The following is a 15,102-nucleotide window of genomic DNA, read 5'->3' on the forward strand; positions in this document are numbered from 1 at the left end:
TTCGGGTCGGTGCCCGAGTGGTTAATGGGGGCGGACTGTAAATCCGCTGGCTCTGCCTACGTTGGTTCAAATCCAACCCGGCCCATCCCCACATGCCCTTGTAGCTCAGCGGTAGAGCACTCCCTTGGTAAGGGAGAGGTCTCGAGTTCAAGTCTCGACAAGGGCTTACTTGCTCCCTACGGCACCGGGGGAGAGGGGTGAAGACCCCAGAACAGCCGCCGATTGCGGGTTGACGCTTTGGTTGTCAACACGTCCCAGCGTCCACAGGAGGGATTGTCCCGACTCGATGATTAGGCGCACAGGGGTGGAGTGACTGCGGTTGATCACAACCCGCAGGCCATCCGCAACGCCCTCCAGCACGTCAGCCCCTGGGGCTGACCAGCGCAGACCCTCCCTGCGCAAAACCCCATGGGCAGAGCGGAGTTCTGCGAGGGACTGGATGAATGGGCGCAGATCAGCACTCCAGGGAACATCCCAGGGATAGGCCTCACGGCAGGCCGGTCCAGGACCACTGGAGGGGCCCGGTTCAGGACCACCCGCCAGGGCTGCTTCAGTGCCGTAATAAATGCACGGCGCTCCCGGATGGAGGAAGAGCAGCAGCAGGGCCAACTTCAGGGCCGCAACGTCGTTGTTGAGGCTGTGAAGTGCACGGGGCACGTCATGGCTGTCGAGCAGATTCATCTGGGCCCTGTTCACCACCTCCCGGTAGGAACGCGTTGTGGTCGTCCAGATGGTCAACAAAGCCTGCCCATCCAGGGGGTCGAGGGGATAGTCGGAATTGCGGTAGTCCCGCCGCAACGCTGCAGCGGCGGCCCAGCAAAGGCTGCTCCATCCCAACCGGTAATTCATCACGCCATCGAAGTGGTCGCCCTGCAGCCAGGGGGTCGCATCACCCCAAACCTCGCCAACAATCCAGGCCTCCGGGTTGGTCGCCCGCACCATCTGCCGGAACTCAACCCAGAAGTCCGCCGGCACTTCGGCAGGGACGTCGAGACGCCAGCCGTCAATCCCCTGCTCGAGCCAGTGACGGCCCACCGCCAGCAGATGCTCCCGAACCCCGGGATTGGCATGGTTGAACTTGGGCAGATCTGGCAAGGCCCACCAACCGTCGTAACCGCAGTCCTCGCCAGGGGCGGGATAGGGCTGCAGGGGCCATCGGTGCACATGGAACCAATCCCGGTACGGCGAATCCGCACCGTTTTCCACCACGTGATGAAAGGCCCAAAAGCCACGGCCGCAGTGGTTGAACACCCCATCCAGAACCAACCTCATGCCGCGCTGATGCACGGCATCGATCAGGTCCCTGAGTGCTGCATTGCCCCCCAGCAGGGGATCCACCTCGAAATAGTCGTAGGCGTGGTAGCGATGGTTGGCGGCTGAGCTGAAGATCGGCGTGAGATAGAGGCAAGTGATGCCTATGGATTGGAGCCGATCGAGAGCATCGATGACGCCGTAGAGATCCCCGCCCTGGAATCCCTCCTCGCAAGGGTCCGCACCCCAGGGCTTCAGAGCGAGATTGCGCTGCGCATCAACGCGGCCACTGCGGCGGAAACGGTCGGGAAAGATTTGATAGATCACCGCGTCCGCCACCCAGGCGGGGGGATCGCGAAACGGCGTGGTCGCTGCCAAAACCTTTGCAGTCAGCCATCTCCTGGCTAGCAGGAGAGAAAGACCTTGGCCATGGCTGAACAGCCTCTTCTTCTGGCCCTCGATCAGGGCACCAGCAGCTCCAGAGCCGCGCTGTTCAGCAGCTCTGGGGATCTGGTGCTCAGCGCCAGTGCACCGCTGCCGATTTCCTACCCCGCCGATGGATGGGTGGAACAAGACCCGATCGAGATCTGGACCAGCCAGCGGCAGGCCCTGGTGCAGCTCAATTCGAAGCTGAGCGATACCCAGCGCAAGGCAGTGGTTAGCTGCGGCATCACCAACCAACGGGAAACCACCGTGCTCTGGCGCCGCAGCAGTGGCCTCCCCTGCGGACCGGCCCTCGTCTGGCAGGACGGCCGCACCGCCGCCATCTGCGAGGCCTGGAAGCAGCAGGGACTGGAGCAGGAGTGGTGCCGGCGCACGGGCTTGCTGCTCGACCCCTACTTCAGTGCCAGCAAGATCCGCTGGATGCTCGACCACTACGACGACGCCCAGGCTGCCGCGGCCAGCGATGACCTCTGTTTCGGCACGGTGGAAAGCTGGCTGCTCTGGCAACTCACCGGCGGCCAGCGCCACGGCAGTGACATGAGCAATGCCAGTCGAACGCTGCTGATGGACCTGGAGCAGCAGCACTGGGTGGATGACTTCCGAGAGCCCACAGGGCTCCCCGCCAGCGCGCTGCCCGAACTGCTGCCCTGCCGCGGAGAATTCGGGCACATGGCTGCGGACCTTCCCTTTGCAGGCTTGCCGATCCAGGCCATGCTCGGCGACCAACAGGCCGCCACCCTGGGCCAGCTCTGTCTGCAGCCCGGAGAAGGGAAGTGCACCTACGGCACGGGGGCTTTTCTGGTGATCAACACCGGCGATGTTGTCCGCCGCTCAGATGCAGGGCTGCTCAGCACCCTCGGCTGGACGGATGCCGCTGGAACACCCAGCTTCTGCCTTGAGGGAAGTCTGTTCAACGCCGGCACCGTCATCCAGTGGCTCCGGGATGGGCTGCAGATCATTGATCAAGCCCCCCAGGTGAACGAACTGGCGCGTTCGGTGCCGGATTCAGGGGGGGTGATGCTCGTGCCCGCCTTCACCGGCTGGGGGACACCGCACTGGGATCCCCAGGCACGCGGTGTTCTGGTGGGCCTCACCCGTGACAGCGGACGCTGTCACATCGCCCGCGCTGCACTTGAGGGGATCGCCCTGTCGGTAGCGACGTTGGTGGAGCTTGCCGAACAGGCCCTTGGGAGCGGCTTGGGTGAACTGGCGGTGGATGGTGGCGCCGCGGCCTCCGATCCTCTGCTGCAGGCGCAGGCGGATTGCACCGGTCTGACGGTGCGGCGACCCGCCAGCCTCGAGAGCACCGCCCGGGGGGTGGCGCTGTTCGCAGGTCTCCAGGCGGGGGTGATCAGCGACCTGGAGCAGCTCGCAACCGCAAGGAGGGACGGAGCGGAATTGTTCCACCCGCAAATGAATGCATCCCAGCGCGACCGCTGGCGCAAACGCTGGCAAGACGCCGTCTCCAGAAGCCTGGGGTGGCATGGCTGATCACCAGGTGGACCTGCTGGTCATCGGCGCCGGTGCCAGCGGTGCCAGCGTGGCCTATGAGGCAACACGACGGGGGCTGAGCGTGGCCCTGCTCGAGGCCGGAGACATCGGCGGCGGCACCAGTTGTCGCAGCACGAAGCTGCTCCATGGCGGGGTGCGCTACCTGGAGCTGGCCTTTAAAACTCTGGACCTGGCGCAGCTGAGGCTGGTGCGGGAAGCCCTTCTCGAACGGAGCCACTGGTTGACCCAGGCACCGTTCCTGGCCCAACGACTCGAGCTGGCCCTGCCCACACAACAGCTCTGGGGACAGGCTTACTACCGACTTGGTCTGGGGATGTACGACGCCCTGGCCGGTCAGCGAAGCATCGGCCACAGCCGACTGCTGTCCCAGCAGCAGATGCGTCAGGCCCTGCCTCTGCTGAAGCCGTGTCAAGGCGGCGTGGCCTACAGCGACGGGCAGTTCGACGATGCACGCCTCAACCTGCTGTTGGCCCTCACCGCCGAGCAACGGGGGGCAACCCTGCGCACCCGTTGCCGGGTGGTGGAGCTGGAGACCGACGGCACGGGCCAGCTCAAGGCCGCCATCAGTGAATCCGCCACAGGCCAACGGGAACGCTGGTGCGCCTCAGCATTTGTGAATGCCACGGGCATCCGGGCTGATGAGATCCGCCAGATAGCGGAGGCTGATGCTCCCCCAAGGCTGCTCACCAGCCGTGGGGCCCACATCGTGCTGGAGCAGAACCTCTGCCCGGAAGGGCTTGGGCTTCTGGTGCCATCAACCGCGGATGGACGCGTGCTGTTCATGCTCCCCTTCCACGGCCGCACCCTGGTGGGGACGACGGATGAAGCCTGCACCAAGGAGAACGCCACATCCCCTTCTCCAGAGGAGGAGGCCTACCTGCTCAACCACGTGCGTGATTGGTTTCCCCAGCTCCAGCATCCGCAGGTGAGCAGCCGATGGGCGGGGGGACGGCCATTGCTGAAGCCAGCGGACCAAGGCATGGACAGCAGCCTCGTGGTGCGGGAACACGAGGTGGAAACCCTGGCCTGCGGCCTGGTGAGCGTGATGGGGGGCAAATGGACCACCTGCCGACCGATGGCTGAAGACACCCTGACCGCGGTGGAACGCCAGCTGGGAAAGGCGCTGCCCACCCCTAAAGCAATGCCCTTGCGAGGTGCAGCGGAGTCGCTGGAAGCCACCCAGGACGGGCTCCGCCGTCAGAAACACCAACTCGAAGCACTGCTTCCCGACACCGCCCTCAAAGCCTCACAAGTCGCCCACCTCCAAAGGACCTATGGCTTGGAGGCAGTGGCCTTGATCGAGCACGCGGAGCCCAGCCGACGCGAACCCCTCAGCCCGGTGATCCCCCTCTGCGGCGCAGAACTGGACCATTCGATCCAACGGGAACATGCGCGAAGCAGCAGCGATGTGCTGGCCCGCCGCTGCCGTCTGGCCATGGTGGATCTGAACGAGGCCGAACGCCTGAGGCCTCAGGTAGAGGAGCTGCTGAATCAGGCGGGCGTGGCTGCGGGCTCCACTTCTCCGATCAACCACCAATTGAATCCATAGGGTGGAAGGTTCACAAACCACTCCGCTGCGGCAGGCGGGAATTCACAACCCCACATCACCTCACGGGTGCGCTCGCCGGTCCACTCCGACAGATCCAAACTCAGCGAGGCTCCGGCTGCGGTGACATTGGCGGCCACGAGCACCGTCATCGCCTCGGTGCAGCGGAGATACACCAGCACTCCGGGGTGGGGGCTGTGCAGCAAGCGGAAGCTTCCATGCCGCAGTGCTGGCAGCAGCCGGCGGCAGGTGAGCATGCGCCGGTGCCAATTCAGCAGCGACCCCGGTAGCTGCTTCTGCACCTCCACATTCACCACGCGGTAGTCGTAGCCGGGAGCGGTGATCGGGGGCAGCACCAACAGCGGATCAGGAGCCGTGGAGAAGCCACCGTTGCGGGCCGGCGTCCAGGCCATCGGCGTGCGGTTTGGATCACGGTCCCGCAGACCGGGCCAGTCGCCCATGCCCAGTTCATCGCCGTAATACAGGCAGGGCATCCCTGGAAGGCTGTAGAGGAGCCCATGCAGCAACCGGTTGGAGCGTGGATCGCCATTGAGAAGAGGAGCCAGGCGTCGGTTGATGCCCCAGTTCAACCAATGCCCCTGTCCCTGGGGCAGGCCCACCCGGATGGTCTGAATCACCTCATCGCTGATGAGATGGCCATCCCCCAACCAGAGTTCATCGTGATTGCGCAGGGGCAGGGCCCAGCGAGCACCAGATACCGCCTGCTCGGCTTGCATCAGACACTCCCCGAGCTGCTGGGTGCGGCCACTGGCAATGGCGGCAAACAGATGGGCGGTGAGCACGAAGTTGAACGCTCCATGCAGTTCGTCATCCGACAGGTATGGAGCGGCCTCCTCCACCGGCTGAATCGCCTCTCCCAGCAAGAGCACGTCACGGCCATGGGCATCCACCCGCTCCCGCAATCGCTTGAGGAAGGCGTGGGTCTCCGGCAACCCCTCGCAGCGGGTGCCCTCTGACTCGAACAGGAACGGAACCGCATCCAAACGGAACCCGTCAACGCCGCGATCCAGCCAGAAGTCGACCACCTCCAGCATCGTGTCCTGCACCCAGGGGTTCTCGTAATTGAGATCGGGTTGATGACGCAGAAAACGGTGCAGGTAGTACTGCTCGGCAACCGGATCCCACTCCCAATTGGAAGCCTCGAAATGCCGGAACAGAACCGGTGCCTCGGCGTAGCGCTTGGGGTCGTCACTCCAGACGTACACATCCCGTTCAGGACTGCCCTTGGGAGCCCAGCGGGCCCGTTGGAACCAGGGATGCAGGTCACTGGTGTGGTTCAGCACCAGGTCCAGAATCACGCGCATGCCCTGGCTGTGGGCCGCCGTGAGGAACCGATGGAAGGAGGAGAGATCCCCCAGGTCTGGATGGATTCCGGTGAAATCGGTGATGTCGTAGCCCCCATCCCGCAGGGGGGAGGGATAGATCGGAGTCAACCAGAGGGTGTTGACCCCCAGCCAGCGCAGATAGGGCAACCGCGCCGCAAGCCCCTTGAAATCACCAGTGCCATCGCCATTCCCATCGGAATAGCTGCGAACGATCAGCTGGTAGATGACCGTCCCTGACCACCACGGAAGCGCTGGGGTCATCCCCCGGTTGCAGATTCACCACTGCTAGACCCGACTGGCCTGATCGTCAGCCCTGTGGCCCTCACCCAAACGCAACTGAGCCGGATGAAGGAGCTCGTGGGGGCTGGGCTGACCCGTCCCCTGGCCTGGCGCCGAGAACAATTGCAACGGCTCTCCGCTCTGGTGGAGGAGCACGAATCGGAGGTGCTTGAGGCCCTCGCCGCCGACCTCGGCAAACCACCCACCGAAGCCTTTTTTGAGCTGGTGGCCCTGCGACAGGAGCTCAAGCTCACTGGCCGGCAGCTGGAGCGGTGGATGCGCCCGCGCCGCGTGGCTGTGCCTCTCTCACTGCGCCCCGGCCAGGCCAAGGTTGTACCGGAACCACTCGGGTGCGTTCTGGTGATCGGACCTTGGAACTATCCCTTTCAACTGACGCTGCGGCCCTTGATCAGTGCCCTGGCTGCTGGCAACACGGCCGTGCTCAAGCCTTCAGAACACGCCAATGCCATCGCAGATCTGATTGCACGGCTGATCCCTCAGCACTTCGAGCCTGAGGTGGTGCAGGTGGTGCAGGGAGATGGTGCCGTCGCAGCCAACCTGGTGGCCATGCCCTTCGACCACATCTTTTTCACCGGTGGCGGCAGCATCGGCCGAAAGGTGCTGGAGGGGGCCGCGGCCCACCTCACACCGGTGACCCTCGAACTGGGGGGCAAGAGCCCCGCCATCGTTCTTGAGGGGGCCGACCTCACGGTGGGAGCGCGTCGTTTGGTCTGGGGCAAGGGGATCAATGCCGGCCAGACCTGCATCGCTCCAGACCATCTGCTGGTGCCACCCGCCCTGCGTTCTCCGCTGCTGAAGGCGATGGAGGAGGCCCGAACGGAGATGTATGGCTCCGATCCCCTCAACTCGAATCAGCTGGGGCAGATCATCAATGAACGCCAGTTCAATCGGCTGGAGCAGCTGCTGGAGTCCGCCAGAGCGGATGGGCGCATCCTGATCGGAGGTGAAATCAGCCGGGAGCAGCGGCGCATCGCCCCCACCGTGATTCGTGTGGATGACCGCAATGATCCGCTGATGGCCGAGGAACTGTTCGGACCTCTCCTGCCTGTGCTGGTGCTGGACGACCTCACCACAGCCCTTCAGGAGATCCGCCAGGGCCCCAAACCGCTGGCGCTGTACTTGTTCGGCGGTAGTGAGGCCCAGCAACAGCAGGTGCTCACCACCACCAGCTCAGGCGGGGTCTGCCTGAACGATGTTGTGATGCAGGCCGGGGTGCCACAACTGCCCTTCGGCGGCGTCGGTGCCAGCGGGATGGGCAGCTACCACGGCCAAAGCGGCTTCGACACGTTCAGCCACCACAAGGCGGTGCTCAAGCGCCCCTTCCGCTTTGATTTCAAGCTGCGCTACCCGCCCTACAAGGTGGATCTCAACCTGTTGAAGCGGCTGGCGGGATAAGGCGCGCGCATCACCAGCACATCCCTTCTGCAGCAAGTGCTCTGGGGGGCTGGCGCTTTACCCCAGGCACCGTATGTTGCGGGCATCTGCCGGAGACGAATGCGCCGTACCGCTCTTGCCGCCCTGCTGCTGACGGCCTGGTTCCCCCTGTCAGCCACGGCTGCCTCGGTGACGGTGCGGTCCGGCGAAACACTCTCCGATATCGCCAACCGTTATGGGGTGAGCGTCGGCACGCTGATGCGGATGAATGGGATCCGCAATCCAGACCTTGTTCAAGCCGGGAGCCGCCTGCAGGTGCCAGGCCCCACCGTGACGGCAGGCTCGGGCCGCCATCGCGTCAACAGCGGGGAAACCCTCAGCAGCATTGCCAGCCGATACCAGGTCCGCAGTCGCGACCTGATGGCCCTCAACAACCTGCGCAATGCCAACCACGTTGAGGTCGGCCAGACCCTGCGACTTCCCAGCAATGCCGTGATGCCCCGTCCGGCCTTCAAGCCGGTGGCTGTAACCCCGATCCCGGGAGCCACGGAACACACTGTTGCCAAAGGGCAGACACTCACGCAGATCGCCAAGGCCTACAAGCTGCCAGTGGCCAGCCTGATCAGCATCAACCAGCTGAGTGACCCCAACAAAGTGGAGGTGGGCACGCGCCTCTACCTGACTGCCCCCTCCTTCAAGACACCCATCACCACCCAGGCGCAGCCGGCAACAACGAAACCGGTTCAAGCCAAGGCCAAGCCCGTCCAAACCAAGGCAGCGCAAACCAAGCCAGTGCAAACGAAACCGGTTCAGGCCAAAAAACCAGTAGTCCAGGCCAAGCCGGTCAAGGCCGCCAAGCCCAAGCAGACCCTGGCCAAATCGGCTGACTGGCGCACCTATGGCCCGCTCCAGGTGGACTGGGGCAACTGGCAGGCCATGGGTGGCAGTCAAGTGGTGCCCACCCTCAATGCCCAGGGGCAAGCGCTTTATCTGGCTGTGAACTGTTCCGCCAAGAAGATCAATGCCACCGGTGCCGATGGGAGCTGGAAAACCTGGGAAGCACCGAAGAACCGCTTCGAAAAAGACCTGGTGAGGGACCGTTGTCAGGTCAAGGTCTGATCTGAATCAGGCGGCGTAATCGAGCGGCCAGGGGGAATCCAGGAATCTCCGGCCGCTTTCGCGGAGATACAGCCGCTGAGCACCGTCGTTGCTTTCCTGAATCAACTCCTCTTGCACGAGCCGACGGGCCAACCAGGTCCAGCGGTCATGGCGTCCAGGTTCATGCAGAGCCAGCTGCTCTCCAAGGCGACGCATCTCCGTACCGTCCTGCTCGGCCAGATGGGCCAGGAGCGTTTCCACCTGAGGTGACCAGTCGCGTCGTTTGGGGGACTCTACGCAGCGATCGCAGCGACCACAGGGACCCACCAACTCGCCGACAGCCAGCAGCAATGCCTGTTCACGGCACATTTCACCCTCAGCAACAGCCTCCATACGACGCAGCTGCTGCTGAGCCAGGTCCAAGCGGCGACGATCCTCCAGGGAATCGCTGCCCCGGGTTGAGGCCCGCATGGCCCAGCCCAGGCTGGTGCGATCACCCGGCGAAAACAGCACCTGGCAATGGGCCGGCTTGCCGTCTCTGCCGGCGCGGCCCGATTCCTGCAGATAGCCCTCAGGTGTGGCCGGCAGATCGAGATGAAGCACCAGACCCACATCGCCACGGTCAACGCCCATGCCGAAGGCCACCGTCGCCACCAGAACGGGCCGCTCGTGCTCAAGAAACAGCTTCAGAGCCTGCTGGCGGGTCTCTGGATCCAGACCGGCGTGATACGGCGTTGCCGCAACCCCTTGGTCAGTCAGACGTTCCGCCCACTGCTCCACCGAACGACGGGTGCGGGCATAGATCAGCGCAGCACCACGGGACATCTCCAGTGCCTCCAACACCTGCGGCATGGGGTCCCTGGGGCGCCGCTGCATCGTGTAGTGCAGGTTGTCCCGGCGGGCCGAACTCACCTGCACGAGCGGGCGACGCAGATCCAGCAGGCGAATGATGTCGGCCCGCACCCTTGGGGCTGCCGTCGCGCTGAGGGCCAGCATCGGCACTCCCGGGCAGAGGCTGCGGATCTGACCCAGGCGGCGGTAATCGGGGCGGAAGTCATGCCCCCAGGCACTGATGCAATGGGCTTCATCCACCGCCAGGGCCACCAGTCGGCCCTCCCTGGCATGCCGTTCCAGCATCAGCCGGGTCTGCTCACCCTGAAGTCGTTCCGGCGCGATGTAGAGGAGTCTCAGCGTGGCGTCCTGCAGCTGCTCCAGGGCCTGCTGTCGTCGAGCTGGCTCGAGTCCGGCATGCAGACAAGCCGCAGCGATTCCCCGTCGCTGCAGGGCCATCACCTGGTCCTCCATCAGCGCCACCAACGGTGAGATCACCACCACCAGGCCCTCGCGCACCAAGGCCGGCAGCTGATAGCAGAGCGACTTACCGCCACCGGTGGGCAGAACCGCCAGCGCGTCCCGACCAGCCAGCACAGCATCCACCACGGGCCGTTGCCCGGGGCGGAAGCCATCCCAGCCGAAGTGGGTCTGCAGTGCACGCTCGAGCGAAGCCAGAACACACCAGATGTGGAGGCTTCAGATTATCGAGCACAAGATCTGGAGTCAGGCCAGCGGTGGCGGATCCAATTGATCGGGGGACTCCTCCACCAGCTGGAGCCGCACCCGCTTGCCACCCGCGAGCTCTCCCAACGACACCCGCAATGTGGCGCCGCTGAGGGTCTGCAGAGCATTCAGCACATCGCGCAGGTAGGGCGTGCTGCTTCCGCTTTCAACCCAGAGCCGCTCCTGAAGCCCCCCCAAGCGCCGCCAGGAGGTGTGCAGCTTCAGCACCGCCGACTCAAGGGCCTGGGCCTGGCCCACCGCATCAGCCAGCAGGCCGAGGGCATCCAAGCGCTGGGCCTCCTGCATGGCGCGGTCCAGGTCCAGTTCCCCCTGCTGGAAAGCCCGCACGGCAACACCCGACTCGGTCGCCTTGGTGATCCAGCGTGCTGTGCTGGTGACGTCCTTGATCCGGTCGAGTTCAGGCTCATCGCGGAGCACCTTGCGCAGATCTTCCTGCTGCGGCTCAGGAAGTTTGGCCAGTTCCCGCACCAGAGGGGCCACCGCACGGGGTGGCAGCAGGTTCTCCTGGGTGCGCTGACGAATTTCCTCCGGCAGCAAAGGGCTGGTGGCCGCCGTGAATTCATCCGTGAGGCGGCGCACCTGCTTGCGGGTGATTTCCTGCCCCTCGTTGGCGGCTTCGGAAATCATCAGCTGCACTTCGGGAACCGCCTGAGCGGTTTCCATGAAGGCCCGCTTGGAGAAATGATTGACGCTGCTCTCTTCCAAGGTGCCGTCGCTGAGCATGCTGTCGGCGGATTCCGCCAGTTGAATCAAGCCGTAGGCACGGGTCTTGCTGATTTCCCGCTCCCGCAGCCACTGCAGAAATCCTGCGCCCCGGGCTTCACCGCCTCGCTTCTCCTTGTCCCGCACAGCGCGGAGGATGCGACCGCGCCAGATCTCGGTCTGGAGATCAAAGCGGTCGCAGACGGCCCAGGCCTGTTCCAGCCGAGCCAGAAATTCCATCGTGCTGATGTCGTCCTGCTCCGGGTCCGGCAAATCCAGCTGAAGCAGCGACGGATCTGGATCAAGGGCGATGGAACTGGTCAAAGGGACGCCGACGACGAAGGGACGACATTCTGTGACGCAGCGGTCATCACCCTCCATTCCACGAGATACGCTCCGATTGCATCTCCTTATGCCCAGCGATGGCGATCACCCGCGGCGCCAAGGTGCGCATCAAGCGTCCTGAGTCCTACTGGTTCAACGAAGTTGGCACCGTTGCCTCCATCGACACCTCGGGAATCCGCTACCCCGTTGTCGTTCGCTTCGAAAAGGTCAACTACAGCGGCCTGCAGGGCGTTGACGGTGGCATCAACACCAATAATTTCGCCGAAGCGGAACTCGAGCCGGCCTGAGGCCGTTGCCTGAACTCCCTGAAGTCGAGACGGTCCGTCGGGGACTGGCAGACCGTCTTGTCGACTTCAAAATCGCGCAGGTTGAAGTCTGCAGGCCAAGGGCCATTGCCAGCCCTGGAGGTCCTGATCAGTTTGTTGCTGGCCTCTGCGGAATGACGGTGGGGCAGTGGCAGCGCAGAGGGAAATATCTGATGGCAGCCCTGGAGCCCAAAGGAGGTGTTTGGGGTGTGCATCTGCGCATGACAGGCCAATTCCAATGGCATGAGCAGCCCTCAGAACCGTGCAAACACACCCGTGTTCGCTTCTGGAACTCAAAAGAGCATGAGTTGCGCTTTGTGGATGTGCGCAGCTTCGGAGAAATGTGGTGGGTTCCTCCGGGCCAACCGATGGAAGAGGTGATCACAGGCTTAACGCGACTCGGGCCTGAACCCTTCAGCACCGACTTCTCCGCCAGTTATCTGAAGCAGAAACTCAAGGGCAGCAGCCGACCGATCAAAACAGCGCTGTTGGATCAAGCCCTGGTGGCTGGAGCGGGAAACATCTACGCGGATGAATCCCTTTTCGCTTCAGGCATCGCCCCTTTCACGCCCGCAGGGCAGCTGGAGCTCAAACAACTAGAGAAATTGCGGGATGCCCTGGTGAATGTTCTCACCATCAGCATTGGAGCCGGTGGCACCACCTTCAGTGATTTCCGCGATCTCGAGGGGGTGAATGGCAACTATGGAGGCCAGGCCTGGGTCTACCGACGTGGAGGAGAACCCTGCCGCAGCTGTGGAACGCCCATTCAAAAAGAGAAACTGTCCGGCCGAAGCACCCACTGGTGCCCGTCCTGTCAAGGCTGATTGGGCAGCGGAAGCGCCGTGAGAACCTCTCGATAGGGAGGACGAAGCACGCCGAATTCGGTGATGAAACCTGTCACCAGATGAGCCGGAGTGATGTCGAAGGCAGGGTTCCAGGCCTGGGCTCCAGGAGCCGCGACGCCCACTCCCTTTGCGTGGGTGACCTCCTCTGCATCGCGTTCCTCAATGGTGATCGCGTCCCCGTCAACCGTCGCTCGATCAATGCTGCTGCCAGGTGCGCAGACATAAAAGGGGATGCCGTGGGCTCGGGCCACAAGCGCCAGGTTGTAAGTGCCGATCTTGTTAGCAACATCGCCATTGGCAGCAACACGATCACAGCCCACCATCACGGCATCCACTTCACCCCGGCGCATCAGCAATCCACTGGCTCCATCAACGATCACGGTGCAGGGAACTCCGAGACAACCCAATTCCCAGGCAGAGAGAGCAGCCCCTTGCAAGCGTGGACGCGTTTCATCCAGCCAGGCATGACGGAGCAGGCCACGGGCATGGGCGGCTGCAATCACCCCAAGGGCGGTTCCAACGCCTCCCGTAGCGATGGCACCCGTGTGGCAATGGTGCAAGACCCGGCACCCCTGAGCCAAGAGGGAAACGCCATGATCTACCAGCCGCTGGGTCAAAAGACGATCCTCCTGCTGAAGCGCAGCGGCCTCACCAACGAGCGCTTCAACATCAACTGGAGCGGCGGCACCCATGGCCGCCTGCATTCGATTGAGGGCCCAGCCGAGGTTGACGGCGGTTGGACGTGATGCGCGCAGGGCTCGGATCGCAGTGGGGAGATCATCTCCGGAGTGTGCAGCCAGAACAACCCCCCAGGCCGCCGCGATACCGATTGCGGGTGCACCGCGCACAGCCATGGAGGAAATCGCCTCAGCAACCTCCTGCCATCGGTGCAGTTGCATGAAGACCACAGCAGCGGGAAGTTGTCGCTGGTCCAGCAACTCCAGGTGATCACCGCTCCAGCGGCAACTAGGGGGAAGCGTCAATGCACGTGGGCCGCTGTGTCCTGTATAGAAGACAGAGGGATCAGCGGATTGTGACCGCAAACCAAACCCAGCGCGAACGATTAACTGAGGTGATGCAGGGCATCCACCAACGCGGATGGTGCGATGGCACCGGAGGGAACTTCAGCATGGTGCTGCAGCATCAGCCTCTGCAGTTGCTCATGGCACCCAGTGGTGTGGACAAGGGGCAGGTACCTGCCGATCAGCTGATTGTTGTGGATGGGCAAGGCAAGGTTTTAACGGGCAAGGGAAAAGCCAGTGCTGAAACAGCGCTGCATCTACGCATTGTTGAAGCAACCCAAGCTGGAGCTGTACTGCACACCCATTCCGTTCCCGGAACGGTGTTATCCCGCCATTACGAAAACTCAGGGGGGATTGTCTTGGAGGGCTGGGAAATGCTGAAAGGTCTGGTCGGAATCAACACCCACTCCAGCAGCATCACCATTCCCGTGATCAGCAACAGTCAGTCAATGGATGAACTGGGCGAGGCCGTCACACCCTTGCTGGAAACCTCACCCTGCGGATTTCTGGTGGTTGGGCACGGCCTTTACGCGTGGGGGGCTGACCTGGATGCGAGCAAACGACACCTGGAAATCCTGGAATTTCTCTTGAAGGTGAGATTGACCCAAATGCAGATTGGAGATTAATGATGAATCAACAACATCTTCTGCTCGACATCGAAGGAACGACATGCCCAGTGAGCTTTGTCAGCGACGTTTTGTCCCCCTTTGCCAAGCAAGAACTGAGCCACTACATCAAACAAAACTGGGACAAAATCCCTCACAGCAAGCCGATCCAAGCCGCCAAGAAGGAATGGCTGGATGACCAATCTCCCGAAAGCATGCAGATCAAACAGCAGGCCATGAAGGGGGAAACTCAGGAGATAGAAGCATTGACTCAATACCTCATACACTTGATTAGCATCGACAAGAAGTCGACAGCACTCAAAGACCTACAAGGAAAAATTTGGGAACACGGGTACAACAACGGAGACCTCAAATCTCAACTATTTCCCGAAACGGCTGAATGCCTACGGGAATGGCGCAAGCAAGGATTAACCTTATCCGTCTATTCGTCGGGCAGCATTCAAGCTCAAAAGCTGCTCTACAGGCACAGCTCTGCGGGTGACCTTGAAAAACTTTTCAGCCACTGGTTTGACACCCATACAGGCCCTAAAAAATCCACGGAGAGCTACATAAGAATTGCCGAGCAGCTCGGCAGCTCGCCCAACAAAATTTGGTTTGTGAGTGACAACAGAGCTGAATGCGATTCCGCTCGTTCGGCAGGAATGCACACACTCTTCAGCCTTCGCGACGGCAACCCTGACCGTGACCCACAAGATCACACGGTGCTTCAATCACTCCGCGAGGTAAGTGCTCACCTGACAGCAAAACAATAGCCAACAAAAAAGCCACCTCATAGTGAGGTGGCTTCTTCGTGGGTGGTGATGGTGAT

General features: G+C 62.6%; 13 protein-coding genes and 2 tRNA genes. 10 read left to right on the forward strand and 5 right to left on the reverse strand.

The annotated features are described in order from the left end of the window. The first annotated feature begins 3 nt into the window (after positions 1–3). Positions 4–85: transfer RNA gene (locus tag DXY02_RS08500), tRNA-Tyr, on the forward strand. 9 nt (positions 86–94) lie between these two features. Beyond that, positions 95–166, forward strand: a tRNA-Thr gene (locus tag DXY02_RS08505). Here DXY02_RS08505 and DXY02_RS08510 read toward each other — a convergent pair. Further along, on the reverse strand, positions 166–1,629 hold the full coding sequence (locus tag DXY02_RS08510) for a glycoside hydrolase family 13 protein (RefSeq protein ID WP_114988946.1): 1,464 nt from the start codon (positions 1,627–1,629) through the stop codon (positions 166–168). The two genes, DXY02_RS08505 and DXY02_RS08510, sit on opposite strands and share 1 nt — an antisense overlap. 51 nt (positions 1,630–1,680) lie before the next feature. Here DXY02_RS08510 and glpK point away from each other — a divergent pair, with 51 nt between their 5' ends. Further along, complete coding sequence (gene glpK, locus DXY02_RS08515) at positions 1,681–3,186, forward strand: glycerol kinase GlpK (protein ID WP_114988958.1); 1,506 nt, start codon at positions 1,681–1,683, stop codon at positions 3,184–3,186. Continuing rightward, positions 3,179–4,756: a glycerol-3-phosphate dehydrogenase/oxidase gene (locus DXY02_RS08520; protein ID WP_114988947.1), complete on the forward strand. Its 1,578-nt coding sequence runs from the start codon at positions 3,179–3,181 to the stop codon at positions 4,754–4,756. Before glpK ends, DXY02_RS08520 begins: the two co-directional genes overlap by 8 nt. Here DXY02_RS08520 and DXY02_RS08525 read toward each other — a convergent pair. Then, complete coding sequence (locus DXY02_RS08525) at positions 4,699–6,360, reverse strand: alpha-amylase family protein (RefSeq protein ID WP_114988948.1); 1,662 nt, start codon at positions 6,358–6,360, stop codon at positions 4,699–4,701. The two genes, DXY02_RS08520 and DXY02_RS08525, sit on opposite strands and share 58 nt — an antisense overlap. A gap of 54 nt (positions 6,361–6,414) precedes the next feature. On the opposite strand from DXY02_RS08525, the gene DXY02_RS08530 reads away from it, so the two are divergent. Both DXY02_RS08530 and DXY02_RS08535 read left to right on the forward strand, forming a co-directional pair. Next, entirely contained in the window at positions 6,415–7,794 is a 1,380-nt protein-coding gene (locus DXY02_RS08530; protein WP_114988949.1) for an aldehyde dehydrogenase family protein, read from the forward strand. A 99-nt stretch (positions 7,795–7,893) separates the two neighbouring features. Beyond that, complete coding sequence (locus DXY02_RS08535) at positions 7,894–8,892, forward strand: LysM peptidoglycan-binding domain-containing protein (protein WP_114988950.1); 999 nt, start codon at positions 7,894–7,896, stop codon at positions 8,890–8,892. A gap of 6 nt (positions 8,893–8,898) precedes the next feature. On the opposite strand, the gene DXY02_RS08540 is transcribed toward DXY02_RS08535, so the two are convergent. Both DXY02_RS08540 and DXY02_RS08545 read right to left on the reverse strand, forming a co-directional pair. Then, positions 8,899–10,359 (reverse strand): ATP-dependent DNA helicase RecQ, encoded by a 1,461-nt coding sequence (locus DXY02_RS08540; protein ID WP_114988951.1) that lies wholly within the window; start codon positions 10,357–10,359, stop codon positions 8,899–8,901. A gap of 69 nt (positions 10,360–10,428) precedes the next feature. Then, complete coding sequence (locus DXY02_RS08545) at positions 10,429–11,532, reverse strand: hypothetical protein (RefSeq protein ID WP_114988952.1); 1,104 nt, start codon at positions 11,530–11,532, stop codon at positions 10,429–10,431. Positions 11,533–11,573: 41 nt separating this feature from the next. Here DXY02_RS08545 and DXY02_RS08550 point away from each other — a divergent pair, with 41 nt between their 5' ends. Together DXY02_RS08550 and DXY02_RS08555 are read left to right on the forward strand one after the other, a co-directional pair. Beyond that, positions 11,574–11,783 (forward strand): photosystem I reaction center subunit IV, encoded by a 210-nt coding sequence (locus tag DXY02_RS08550; RefSeq protein WP_006851563.1) that lies wholly within the window; start codon positions 11,574–11,576, stop codon positions 11,781–11,783. A 5-nt stretch (positions 11,784–11,788) separates the two neighbouring features. Beyond that, complete coding sequence (locus DXY02_RS08555) at positions 11,789–12,625, forward strand: DNA-formamidopyrimidine glycosylase (RefSeq protein WP_114988953.1); 837 nt, start codon at positions 11,789–11,791, stop codon at positions 12,623–12,625. Here DXY02_RS08555 and mtnA read toward each other — a convergent pair. Beyond that, entirely contained in the window at positions 12,616–13,629 is a 1,014-nt protein-coding gene (mtnA, locus tag DXY02_RS08560) for an S-methyl-5-thioribose-1-phosphate isomerase (protein WP_114988954.1), read from the reverse strand. The two genes, DXY02_RS08555 and mtnA, sit on opposite strands and share 10 nt — an antisense overlap. On the opposite strand from mtnA, the gene mtnB reads away from it, so the two are divergent. Together mtnB and mtnC are read left to right on the forward strand one after the other, a co-directional pair. After that, the gene (gene mtnB / locus DXY02_RS08565; protein WP_114988955.1) at positions 13,629–14,294 is read left to right on the forward strand and encodes a methylthioribulose 1-phosphate dehydratase; all 666 of its coding nucleotides are present in this window, start codon (positions 13,629–13,631) and stop codon (positions 14,292–14,294) included. The genes mtnA and mtnB overlap by 1 nt on opposite strands. A gap of 2 nt (positions 14,295–14,296) precedes the next feature. Next, positions 14,297–15,046: an acireductone synthase gene (gene mtnC / locus DXY02_RS08570; RefSeq protein WP_114988959.1), complete on the forward strand. Its 750-nt coding sequence runs from the start codon at positions 14,297–14,299 to the stop codon at positions 15,044–15,046. Positions 15,047–15,102 lie beyond the last annotated feature (56 nt).

Source organism: Synechococcus sp. N19, assembly GCF_900474045.1.
Classification (GTDB): Bacteria; Cyanobacteriota; Cyanobacteriia; order PCC-6307; family Cyanobiaceae; genus Parasynechococcus.